Source organism: Amycolatopsis xylanica (assembly GCF_900107045.1).
Classification (GTDB): Bacteria; Actinomycetota; Actinomycetes; order Mycobacteriales; family Pseudonocardiaceae; genus Amycolatopsis; species Amycolatopsis xylanica.
Genome location: NZ_FNON01000004.1, coordinates 142,050 through 153,408 on the forward strand (window position 1 = coordinate 142,050; position 11,359 = coordinate 153,408).

The following is an 11,359-nucleotide window of genomic DNA, read 5'->3' on the forward strand; positions in this document are numbered from 1 at the left end:
GCGCCATGACACGGGAACACACTCCCGTGGGCGCAAGCGGACTCGAGGAGCTCTACCCGTTCCTCTATTCCGAAACCGGTGATCTCGACGCCGTGCTGGCGCAGGTGCGCCAGTCCACAGTGGACAAGGCACACGAGATCATCGCCTTGCGCCGCACCGTGCTGGACAACGACGGTGAACGCCTGTACGACTGCGCGCGAGAACTCGCGCGCGCTTTCGCCGCGGGCGGGCGCCTGCTCGCGTTCGGCAACGGTGGCAGCTCGACGGACGCGCAGGACCTCGCGAGCCTGTTCCTCAGCCCCGCTGGCGACGCACGGCCGTTGCCCGCGTTCGGGCTGACGAACGACATCGCGGTGGTGACGGCGCTGTCCAACGACATCGGGTTCGACGTGGTGTTCGCCCGCCAGCTCGCCGCGTTCGGCCGGGCCGGTGACATCGCGATCGGCTTGTCCACCAGCGGCAACTCCGCGAACCTGCTGCGCGCCTTCGACGAAGCCGCCAGGCGCGGCATGGTCACCGTCGGGATCTCCGGCTACGACGGCGGCAAGATGGCCGAACTCGACACGATCGACTACCTGTTCGTCGTGCCTTCTCCTTCGGTGCACCGCGTTCAGGAAGCCCAGACAACTCTCTACCACGCGCTGTGGGAGCTCACCGTCAGCGCGCTCGCCGACCTCCAAGGGTGATCAGCGTGACTACAGCTTCAGAACCCAAGCATGCCCAAGAGGAAGAGAAACCGATCCATATCCTCTGGATCAACGCGGGCCTGTCCTGCGACGGTGACTCGGTGGCCTTGACCGCCGCGACCCAGCCCAGCATCGAAGAGATCGTCCTCGGCGCGCTACCCGGCCTGCCCAAGATCCAGGTGCACTGGCCGCTGATCGATTTCGAATGCGGGCCGGACAAGGGCGCGGACACGTTCATCGAATGGTTCCACAAAGCCGACAGAGGAGAACTCGAGCCGTTCGTGCTCGTCATCGAGGGCTCGATCCCGAACGAGGCCATCAAGAAGGAAGGCTACTGGTGCGGGTTCGGCAACAACCTCGACACCGGCGAGCCGATGACCACCTCCGACTGGCTCGACCGCCTGACACCCAAGGCATTGGCGGTGGTCGCCGCGGGCACGTGCGCCTGTTACGGCGGCATCCACGCCATGGAGGGCAACCCGACGGGCGCGATGGGCGTGCCCGACTACCTCGGCTGGAACTGGAAGTCGGCGGCGGGCATCCCGATCGTCTGCATCCCCGGCTGCCCCACGCATCCCGACAACTTCTCCGAGACGCTGACCTACCTGCTGTATCAGGCATCCGGCCAGGCGCCGATGATCCCGCTCGACGACAACCTCCGTCCACAGTGGCTCTTCGGCGCCACCGTGCACGAGGGCTGCGACCGCGCGGGCTACTACGAGCAGGGCCAGTTCGCCGACAGTTACGACTCACCCAAGTGCCTGGTCAAGCTCGGCTGCTGGGGCCCGGTCGTGAAGTGCAACGTGCCCAAGCGCGGCTGGATCAACGGCGTCGGCGGCTGCCCGAACGTCGGCGGGATCTGCATCGGCTGCACGATGCCGGGCTTCCCCGACAAGTTCATGCCGTTCATGGACGAGCCGCCCGGCGCGCACATCTCGTCGCTGGCCAGCGGCGCGTACGGCTCGGTGATCCGGCGGCTGCGCAAGATCACCGAACGCAAGGCGGACAAGGAACCCAAGTGGCGTCACAAGGGTAAAGCACTCGACACCGGCTACCGCTCTTCCTGGCGCTGAAGGGAACTGACATGGCTACCAAGCCCAAGGACGACCTCGTCGAGATGTCGTGGGACCCGATCACGCGCATCGTCGGCAGTCTGGGCATCTACACGAAGATCGACTGGGCGCAGAAGAAGGTCGTCGAATGCCACTCGACCTCGTCCGTCTTCCGCGGCTACAGCATTTTCATGAAGGGCAAGGACCCGCGCGACGCGCATTTCATCACCAGCCGGATCTGCGGTATCTGCGGTGACAACCACGCGACGTGCTCGGTCTACAACCAGAACATGGCCTACGGGGTCCGCCCGCCGCATCTGGGCGAGTGGATCATCAACCTCGGCGAGTCCGCGGAATACATGTTCGACCACAACATCTTCCAGGAGAACCTGGTCGGGGTCGACTACTGCGAGAAGATGGTCGCCGAGACCAACCCGGGTGTGCTGGAACTGGCCAACCGCACCGAGGCGCCGCACGCCTCCGACCACGGCTACCGCACCATCGGCGACATCATGCGCTCGCTCAACCCGCTGGAAGGCGAGTTCTACCGCGAGGCGCTGCAGGTAAGCCGCTCGACCCGCGAGATGTTCTGCCTGATGGAAGGCCGCCACGTCCATCCGTCCACTTTGTACCCGGGCGGCGTCGGCACCATCGCGACCATCCAGCTGTTCACGGACTACATGAGCCGCTTGATGCGGTACGTGGAGTTCATGAAGCGCTGCCTCCCGATGCACGACGACTTGTTCGACTTCTTCTACGAAGCCTTGCCAGGCTACGAAGAGGTCGGCAGGCGCCGGATCCTGCTCGGCTGCTGGGGCAGTCTCAACGACCCCGAGTACTGCGACTTCACCTACGAGAACATGGAGATGTGGGGTCGCAAGATGTTCGTGACCCCCGGCGTGGTGGTCGACGGCAAGCTGGTCACCACCAGCCTGGTCGACATCAACCTGGGCATCCGGATCCTGCTCGGCAGTTCCTATTACGAGGACTGGGAAGGCCAGGAGAAGTTCGTCACGCACGACCCGCTCGGCAACCCGGTCGACGGCAGGCACCCGTGGAACCAGCACACCATCCCGCGGCCGCAGAAGCGGGACTTCGGCGACAAGTACTCGTGGACGATGTCGCCGCGCTGGTTCGACGGCACGGACCACCTCGCGCTCGACACCGGCGGCGGCCCGATCGCCCGGCTGTGGACGACCGCGCTGGCCGGTCTCGTCGACACCGACTACGTCAAGGCGACCGGGCACAGCGTGGTGATCAACCTGCCGCGCACGGCCTTGAAGCCCGAGGTGACCTTCGAGTGGAAGATCCCGAAGTGGAGCAACGCGCTCGAGCGCAACCGGGCGCGGACGTACTTCCAGGCGTACGCGGCGGGCATCGCACTGCACTCGGCGGAGAAGGCGCTCGCCGAGCTGCGCGCGGGCAACACGAAGACGTGGGAGCAGTTCAAGGTCCCCGACGAGGCCGTGAGCTGCGGCTTCACTGAGGCCGTCCGCGGCGTGCTGTCGCACCACATGGTGATCAGGGGCGGGAAGATCGCGAACTACCATCCGTACCCGCCGACACCGTGGAACGGCAGCGTCCGCGACTCCTTCGGCACGCCGGGCCCGTACGAGGACGCCGTGCAGAACACGCCGATCTTCGAGGAGAACACGCAGGAGAACTTCAAGGGCATCGACATCATGCGCGCGGTCCGCAGCTTCGACCCGTGCCTGCCCTGCGGCGTGCACATGTACACCGGGAACGGGAAGGTGCTGGAGAAACTGCACACCCCGCACGCGTTCAACACGGGCGTCTAGGCCATGGACGCCGGTCAGGTCGGCGAGCGCATCGAACAGCTGCTCGGTGAGATGGAGGACGTGGACAAGGCCGAGGACCTGGTCCACACCCTGATGGAGTTCTACGGCGCCGGCCTGGCCAGGATCGTGGAAATCGGCGGTGCACCGCTGCTCGAGCGGCTCGTCGCCGACGACCACGTGAACGGCCTGCTCATCCTGCACGACCTGCATCCACGGTCCACTGTGGAGCGGGTCACCGCGGCACTCGAGAAGGTGCGGCCGTATCTCGGCTCGCATGCCGGTGACGTCGACCTGCTCGGCATCACCGGCGACGGGGTGCTGCGGCTGCGGCTCAAGGGAACCTGCGACGGATGCCCCTCGTCGGCGGTGACCGTGAAGTACGCGATCGAGAAGGCCGTGCACGACGCGGCGCCGGAGATCACGGATATCGAGGTCTCCGGCGCCGTCGCCGCAGAGGCGGGTGGCCGCCCGCTGCTGCCGCTGCAAGCACTCGAATGCCCCGTTCCCGCGGAGTCGGCATGACCGAAGGGCTGCGCCGGTTCCTCAAACCCGCCCCGCGTGCCAAGCCGGGCGAGCGGTGCGAGATGTGCACCGACCCGATCTCCGAGGAGCACGGGCACGTGATCGACCTGGAGTCACGGGTGATCATGTGCACGTGCCGGGGTTGCTACCTGCTGTTCACGCACTCCGGCGCCGGTGGCAAACGGCATCGGGCGGTCCCTCAACGGTTCCTGCACGCCCCGGATTTCACGCAAGCCGCAGGAGTCTGGGAGTCCATCGGCATCCCCGTGCGGATGGCTTTCCTGTTCCGGAACTCGGTGCTGGACAAGACGGTCGCGTTCTACCCGAGTCCCGCCGGTGCGACCGAGTCGTTGCTGCCGCTGGGTGCTTGGGAAGAGCTTCTGGCGGCCAACACCGAGTTCGCGACCGTCTCGCCGGATGTGGAGGCTCTGCTGCTTAACAAGCTGGACAACACGTTCGAATGCTTCTTGGTCCCCATCGATGTCTGCTACGAGCTGGTCGGCCTGGTCAAGCTGCATTGGCGTGGCTTCGACGGCGGCAGCGAGGCATGGGCGGCCATCGACGGCTTCTTCGCCGATCTGCGTGAGCGCAGCGAGGTCGTGAGCGGTGGCTGAGCTGAGTTTCGACGTCGTGGACGTCCAGCCGATGCGGTACAGCGCCGCACCGACGCTGACGTTCAAGCTGCGGATCGCCGAGGTCAGCGGCCAGTCGATCCACGCGATGGCGTTACGCGTGCAGATCCGCATCGAGCCGCAACGCCGCCGCTACGGCCCCGAAGAGGCGGAGCTGCTGACGCATCTGTTCGGCGATCCGTCGCGGTGGGGTGACACGCTGCGGCCGTTCCAGTTCAGCAGCGTCGCGGTGATGGTGAAGAGCTTCACCGGTTCCATCGAGGTCGACGTCGAAGTGCCGGTGAGCTATGACCTGGAAGTCGCTGCCGGCAAGTACTTCCACGCGCTCGAGAACGGGGTCGTGCCGATGGTCCTGCTGTTCAGCGGGACCATTTTCGGCAAGGGCGACAAGGGTTTCTGGGTCGAGCCGGTGCCGTGGCACGTGGAGGCCGAGTGCCGGATGCCGATCGAGGTGTGGGATCAGCTGATCGCGCTGCACTTCCCGCAGGCCACGTGGATCAAGCTGCACAAGGAGACGCTCGACGCGCTGCTGAAGTTCAAGGCGGCGCACGCGATCCCGACCTGGGACGAGGCGATGGCGAGACTGCTGGCGGCGGTGAAGTCATGAGCACGGTGCTGGAACAGGCGAAGGCCATCGGCGACGCGGTCCTGTACGAGGGTTACCTGCTGTACCCGTACCGCGCTTCGGCAGCCAAGAACCGGATGCGGTGGCAGTGGGGTGTGCTGATGCCGCCGTCCTTCGCGTCCGACGACATCGGCGAGTACTCGACCGCGCACACCGAATGCCTGCTGGAGCCCGGCTCGCACGCGATGCTCCACCTCAAGATCCGTTTCCTGCGCGCGCAGGCTCGACTCGTCCATAATGGACAGCGATTTGTCGACTCGCTGACCGTCGACGGCGTCGAACACACCGCGTGGGACGAGGCCGTCGAGCAGGAGATCGACTTGGTCGTCCCCGCGGCCGAGCTGCTCGCCCAGCGCGTCGAACTGCCGTTCACCGTACCGGCCGCCGAGTCGGCCGAAGGCTGTTTCGTGCGGCGCACCCAAGAGCTTTCCGGCCTGCTGACCGCACGCCTCGACTCGCTCGACGGGCCGTTCGGCGGCACCCGCCTGACGTTGGACCTGGCGAACACCAGTACCTGGGCGCCACCCGATCCAACCCGCGAACAGGCCTTGCACCACGCGCTGCTGGCCGCGCACCTGGTCTGTTCCGTCGACGCCGGGCATTTCCTCTCGATGCTCGACCCGCCGGAATGGGCGAAACCCGCCGTCGCGGCCTGCGTCAACGAGCGGATCTGGCCGATCCTGATCGGCGACGAGCACCGCAGCCAAGCCGTGCTGGCATCCCCGATCATCCTCTACGACAACCCGACGATCGCCGCGGAGAGCCAAGGCGAGCTGTTCGACGGCACCGAGATCGACGAGATCCTGACGCTGCGCACCATGGCGATGACCGACGAGGAGAAACGCCAGGCTCGGGCCACCGACCCGCGTGCGCGCGAGATCGTCGACCGCGTCGACTCCATGCCGCAAGAGCTGCTGGACCGGTTGCACGGCACCGTGCGCTACCTGCGCTCGGTCACCGGCGAACCCGCCGAAGTCCCGTGGTGGGACCCCGGCGCCGACGAGTCGGTCTCCCCCGAAACCGACTCCGTGACCGTCGCCGGGATCGCGGTCGCGGCAGGCGCCAAGGTTCGGCTCAACCCCGGCCTGAAGCGGTCGGACGCGCAGGACATGTTCCTCACCGGCCGGATCGCGACCGTGCGCGCCGTGCTGTCCGATGTGGACGGTGAAACGCACATCGCGGTGACCGTCGACGACGACCCCGCCGCCGACCTGCAGACCACGCACGGCCGCTTCCGCTACTTCTCCCCCGACGAGATCGAACCGATATTGGAGGCGCGGCAATGAAGCCACGGGTCCTGGTGGCGGGCATCGGCAACATCTTCCTCGGCGACGACGGCTTCGGCGTCGAGGTGATCAAGGAGCTGGAGCACGTCAAACTGCCGGATTGGGTCCAGATCGCCGACTACGGGATCAGCGGCATGCACCTCGCCTACGACCTGCTCGGCGGTTACGACACCACGATCCTGATCGACGCGGCACCCCGCGGCGAGGCGCCGGGAACGATCTACCTGCTCGAGGCCGACGTCGAGGAGCTGTCTCAGTCGAGCATGCAGCCCGACGCGCACGGCATGCAGCCGGACGCGGTGTTCCGGCTGCTCAGGATGCTCGGCGGCGACGCCGGGCGGGTGCTGGTGGTCGGCTGTGAGCCGGCCAGCACCGACGGCGGGATCGGCCTGAGCGCGGCGGTCGAGGCCGCCGTGCCGGAAGCCGTCCGGGTCGTCGTCGAACTGGCCTGGGGCACCAGCCCTCATCTACTTTCGGCGAGCAGGAGCTAGCCATGTGCCTGGGAATTCCCGGTGAGATCATCGAGATCAGCTCTGAGCGGCCTGATCTGGCCAAGGTCTCGGTGAGCGGGGTCAAGCGGACGATCAACATCGGGCTGCTGGAAGACGACCCGCCCGTGCCCGGCGACTGGATCCTCATCCACGTCGGTTTCGCGCTGTCCAAGATCGACGAGGCCGAGGCGTCGGCCGCGCTGGAGTTCCTGGAAAGCATCGGCAAGGCGTACGAAGACGAGCTGGCCGCGCTGGCCGAATCCCGCATCGAGTAAGGAAGATCATGCGATACGTCGATGAGTTCCGCGACGCGGACAAGGCACGCGCGCTGTCCGCGAAGATCACGTCGCTGTGCGAGCCGGGGCGGCAGTACAAGTTCATGGAGGTCTGCGGCGGCCACACGCACACGATCTACAAGCACGGGCTGGAGGACTACCTTCCGGAGACCATCACGCTCGTGCACGGCCCCGGCTGCCCGGTGTGCGTGATCCCGATGGGCCGCGTCGACGACGCGATCCACATCGCGCGGCGGCCCGGCGTGCTGATGACCTCGTTCGGCGACATGATGCGCGTGCCGGGTTCCGGCGGGAACTTCTTCGACTCCAACGCCGAAGGTACCAACATCCGGATGGTCTACTCGCCGCTGGACTCGCTGAAGATCGCCCGCCAGAACCCGGATCTGAGCGTGGTGTTCATGGCGATCGGCTTCGAGACGACCACGCCGTCCACGGCCATGACCGTGCTGCGCGCGGCGGCCGAGGGCATCACGAACTTCTCGGTGTTCGCCAACCACGTGACGATCATTCCGGCGATCAAGGCCATTTTGGACTCGCCGGACCTGCGGCTCGACGGGTTCATCGGTCCCGGGCACGTGTCGACGGTGATCGGCTGCCGCCCGTACGAGTTCATCGCCCGCGACTACGGGAAACCCGTGGTGGTGGCCGGTTTCGAGCCGCTGGACATCCTGCAGTCGATCTACCTGCTGATGGTGCAGCTGGCCGAAGGCCGGTCCGAGGTGGAGAACCAGTACTCGCGGGTCGTGCCGTGGGACGGCAACCTCGTCGCGCTGCGCGCGATCAACGAGGTCATGGAGCTGCGGCCGTACTTCGAGTGGCGCGGGCTCGGGTTCATCTCGCATTCGGCGATGGCCATGCGCGACAAGTACGCCGCTTTCGACGCCGAACGCACCTACGCGATCCCTGGCCTGCGCGTCGCGGATCCGAAGGCTTGTCAGTGCGGAGAGGTGCTTAAAGGCGTTCTTAAGCCTTGGGAGTGCAAGGTGTTCGGCACCGCGTGCACCCCGGAGACACCGATCGGGACCTGCATGGTGTCACCGGAAGGCGCTTGCGCGGCTTATTACAACTTCGGGCGGTTCAGCCGCCAGCGTGTGCGGGAGGCGAGCCAGGCATGACAGCCGTTCCCACGGATCGTGAGCAGCAGGTGCTCGATCGCATCGACAAGGCACGCCGTCGCCGCGCCAAGGTCCGCGAAGAGCGGATCACGCTTTCGCACGGCTCCGGCGGCAAGGCGACCCAGACGTTGATCGAGGCCGTGTTCCTCGAGGCGTTCCGCAATCCTTTGCTAGAACCACTCGACGACGCCGCTTCGTTCACTGTGGACGGTGCCGCGCTCGCGTTGACCACGGATTCCTACGTGGTGTCCCCGATTTTCTTCCCCGGCGGCAACATCGGCGACCTGGCGGTCAACGGCACCGTCAACGACTTGGCCGTCTCCGGCGCCCACCCGTTGTATCTGACGGCGGGCTTCATCCTCGAAGAAGGCTTCCCCATCGAAGACCTCCTGACGATCGTGAACTCGATGAAGGAGGCCGCGGCGGCCGCCGGCGTCTCGATCGTCACCGGTGACACCAAGGTCGTCCAGCGCGGCAAGGCGGACGGCTGCTACATCAACACGGCGGGCGTCGGCAGTCTCCTCCGCCGCGACCTCGGCGTCTCGACGGCCCGGCCGGGTGACGCGATCCTGGTGTCCGGCCCGATCGGCGAGCACGGCATCACCATCATGCTCGCCAGGGGTGAGCTGGACATCGACGCCGACCTGGTGTCCGACACGGCGCCCGTGCATTCCCTGGTTTCGTCGCTGTTGTCGGCCGTCCCCGGCGTCCGCGGCATGCGCGACGCCACCCGCGGCGGCGTCGCCACGATCCTCAACGAGATCGCCAAGGCCGCCGACGTCGCGGTGATCGTCGACGAGAAGACCATCCCGGTGCGCACGGAGGTCCGCGGCGCCTCCGAGCTGCTGGGCATCGACCCGCTCTACGTCGCCTGCGAAGGCCGGATCGTGGTCGTCGTCGACGGCGCCCAGGCTTCCTTGGCCTTGGACACCCTCCGCGCGCACCCACTGGGCGCCGAGGCCGCGATCATCGGCCGCGTCGCCGAGGACCCGCCGGGCCTGGTGCTGCTGAACACCACGTTCGGCGGCACCCGCATCGTCGATCTCCTGGTCGGCGACCCGCTCCCCCGGATCTGCTGATGCACGAAATGTCGATCACCCAGAGCGTCGTCGACGCGATCGCCGAGAAACTCGGCGACGCGGCCATCACCTGCGTCCGCCTGGAGATCGGCAAACTGTCCGGCGTGGTCCCGGACTCGGTCCGCTTCTGTTTCGACGTGATCTGCGCCGGAACCACGCTCGCGGGCGCCTCACTGGTCATCGCCGAACCCCCCGGCATCGCCGCCTGCCGCGACTGCGCGGCGGAGTTCACGGTGGACGACCTGATCCTGCTCTGCCCCTGCGGCAGCGCCAACGTGCGAGTCCTCGCGGGGCGCGAGCTGCGCATCAAGTCTGTGGAGGTGGCGTGATGTGTGCGACCTGTGGCTGTTCCGACGCCGACGTCCGTATCGAGCACGTCCACGGTCACGGCCACACCGTGGTGTTGGAGCAGGACCTCCTAGCCAAGAACGACGCGGGCGCCGACCGCAACAGGGCCTGGCTCACCGCCCGCGACATCCTGGCGATCAACGTCATGAGTTCCCCCGGCGCGGGCAAGACAACGCTCCTCACCCGCACGATCCAGGAGTCGGCGCTGCCCATTTCGGTCATCGAGGGTGACCAGGAAACCTTGCTGGACGCGGAACGCATCAAAGCGACGGGCGCCCCGGTCATCCAGATCAACACCGGCGCGGGCTGCCACCTCGACTCGGACATGCTCTCTCGGGCGTTGGCCACGCTGAGCCCGGTCGCCGGTTCGCTGCTGTTCATCGAGAACGTCGGCAACCTGGTCTGCCCGGCGCTGTTCGACCTCGGCGAAGCCCACCGCGCGGTGATCATGTCGGTCACCGAAGGCCCGGACAAACCGTTGAAGTACCCGCACATGTTCGCGGGCAGCGACCTGATCATCCTGAACAAGATCGACCTACTGCCCTATGTGGACTTCTCAGTCGACGACTTCCTCCGCGACGCTCGCAAGGTCAACCCCGGCGTCTCCGTGCTTCAGTTGTCGGCGACCACCGGCGAAGGCGTCGAGGATTGGTACACGTGGCTCCGTTCCGCCGCTGCATAGGACGTTATACGCCCTACCAGACGTCTCCATCTCGCCAGTCCGCCGTGATCTCGCCCTCGAGATCCATGTCGTCGTGCAACACGAAGACACAGTCATCTTCCTCAGGCGTCGCGACGACTCCGGTGGGCGTCAACGCGAACGTCTTCCCCTGCCACGGTTTCCATCCTCGCTGGGCGTAGAAGGCCGCTCCCTCGTCGGAGGCGCCCAGCGCGCCGAGGTCGTACGCGCTCTTGATGACGCGTTCCAGCTCGGCCATCAACGCCCCGGCCACGCCCTGCCTGCGCTTGCCTTCTTTTACGGCGACGGCCTCCACATAGCCCGCCCGGAGCGCCTTGCCCTGATGCAGGATCCGGCGCTGCACCACGGACGCGTGCCCGATGAGATCGTCACCGTCCCAGGCGAGGGCGTGCAGTCCGCCGAGCGCGTGCTCCCAGTCGTCCTCGGTCATGTCGTCGAAGACCTCGTACAGCAGGGCCCTGATCCTCTCGACGACGTCCGGCGCGAGGTCGGCGGTGTGCACGGTCTCAATCACCCGCAAACCCTAGCCCAGGGGTCGTGAGTGTTCCCGCCGGTTCTAACCGGCCAAAACACTCACGACCAAGGTTGTCCGCGGGCGATGGCCGCCCTCACCCGGTTCGGGTTGGTGAGGGCCTCCCTCACCAACCCGGGCTCGCGCGAGGGGCCTGCGTGAGGTGGGTCGTGCGCGTTGCGGGCGGTTCTAACCGCCCGCAACGCGCACGACCGCG

14 protein-coding genes are annotated in these 11,359 nt (G+C 66.7%); 13 read left to right on the plus strand and 1 reads right to left on the minus strand.

What is annotated here, in order from left to right:
- Positions 1-5 precede the first annotated feature (5 nt).
- Genes BLV57_RS19590 through hypB form a run of 13 tightly spaced genes read left to right on the plus strand, consistent with a single transcriptional unit; the run spans position 6 to position 10,613 of the window.
- A complete protein-coding gene (locus BLV57_RS19590; RefSeq protein ID WP_091290726.1) occupies positions 6-686 on the plus strand; it encodes a D-sedoheptulose-7-phosphate isomerase in 681 nt (226 codons plus the stop codon).
- Positions 687-691: 5 nt separating this feature from the next.
- Entirely contained in the window at positions 692-1,759 is a 1,068-nt protein-coding gene (locus BLV57_RS19595; RefSeq protein ID WP_091291885.1) for an NADH-quinone oxidoreductase subunit B family protein, read from the plus strand.
- Positions 1,760-1,770: 11 nt separating this feature from the next.
- Positions 1,771-3,537 (plus strand): nickel-dependent hydrogenase large subunit, encoded by a 1,767-nt coding sequence (locus BLV57_RS19600; protein WP_091290728.1) that lies wholly within the window; start codon positions 1,771-1,773, stop codon positions 3,535-3,537.
- Positions 3,538-3,540: 3 nt separating this feature from the next.
- Positions 3,541-4,059, plus strand: coding sequence for a NifU family protein (locus BLV57_RS19605; protein WP_091290731.1), 519 nt, complete (start codon positions 3,541-3,543; stop codon positions 4,057-4,059).
- Positions 4,056-4,673, plus strand: a complete 618-nt coding sequence (locus BLV57_RS19610) for a DUF5947 family protein (RefSeq protein WP_091290732.1) — start codon at positions 4,056-4,058, stop codon at positions 4,671-4,673. Before BLV57_RS19605 ends, BLV57_RS19610 begins: the two co-directional genes overlap by 4 nt.
- Positions 4,666-5,298 carry a DUF6084 family protein gene (locus tag BLV57_RS19615; protein ID WP_091290735.1) on the plus strand — a complete coding sequence of 211 codons (633 nt, stop codon included), beginning with the start codon at positions 4,666-4,668 and terminating at the stop codon, positions 5,296-5,298. The genes BLV57_RS19610 and BLV57_RS19615 overlap by 8 nt, the downstream gene beginning before the upstream one ends.
- A complete protein-coding gene (locus BLV57_RS19620) occupies positions 5,295-6,602 on the plus strand; it encodes a hypothetical protein (protein ID WP_091290737.1) in 1,308 nt (435 codons plus the stop codon). The genes BLV57_RS19615 and BLV57_RS19620 overlap by 4 nt, the downstream gene beginning before the upstream one ends.
- The gene (locus tag BLV57_RS19625; RefSeq protein WP_091290739.1) at positions 6,599-7,093 is read left to right on the plus strand and encodes a hydrogenase maturation protease; all 495 of its coding nucleotides are present in this window, start codon (positions 6,599-6,601) and stop codon (positions 7,091-7,093) included. The genes BLV57_RS19620 and BLV57_RS19625 overlap by 4 nt, the downstream gene beginning before the upstream one ends.
- A gap of 2 nt (positions 7,094-7,095) precedes the next feature.
- The gene (locus tag BLV57_RS19630; RefSeq protein WP_091290740.1) at positions 7,096-7,368 is read left to right on the plus strand and encodes a HypC/HybG/HupF family hydrogenase formation chaperone; all 273 of its coding nucleotides are present in this window, start codon (positions 7,096-7,098) and stop codon (positions 7,366-7,368) included.
- 8 nt (positions 7,369-7,376) lie between these two features.
- The gene (hypD, locus tag BLV57_RS19635; protein ID WP_091290742.1) at positions 7,377-8,504 is read left to right on the plus strand and encodes a hydrogenase formation protein HypD; all 1,128 of its coding nucleotides are present in this window, start codon (positions 7,377-7,379) and stop codon (positions 8,502-8,504) included.
- Entirely contained in the window at positions 8,501-9,583 is a 1,083-nt protein-coding gene (gene hypE / locus BLV57_RS19640) for a hydrogenase expression/formation protein HypE (protein ID WP_091290744.1), read from the plus strand. The genes hypD and hypE overlap by 4 nt, the downstream gene beginning before the upstream one ends.
- Complete coding sequence (gene hypA, locus BLV57_RS19645) at positions 9,583-9,912, plus strand: hydrogenase maturation nickel metallochaperone HypA (protein ID WP_091290747.1); 330 nt, start codon at positions 9,583-9,585, stop codon at positions 9,910-9,912. The genes hypE and hypA overlap by 1 nt, the downstream gene beginning before the upstream one ends.
- Positions 9,912-10,613 (plus strand): hydrogenase nickel incorporation protein HypB, encoded by a 702-nt coding sequence (gene hypB, locus BLV57_RS19650; protein ID WP_091290749.1) that lies wholly within the window; start codon positions 9,912-9,914, stop codon positions 10,611-10,613. The genes hypA and hypB overlap by 1 nt, the downstream gene beginning before the upstream one ends.
- A gap of 13 nt (positions 10,614-10,626) precedes the next feature.
- Here hypB and BLV57_RS19655 read toward each other — a convergent pair whose 3' ends face one another.
- Positions 10,627-11,151 (minus strand): GNAT family N-acetyltransferase, encoded by a 525-nt coding sequence (locus tag BLV57_RS19655; RefSeq protein WP_091290752.1) that lies wholly within the window; start codon positions 11,149-11,151, stop codon positions 10,627-10,629.
- Positions 11,152-11,359 lie beyond the last annotated feature (208 nt).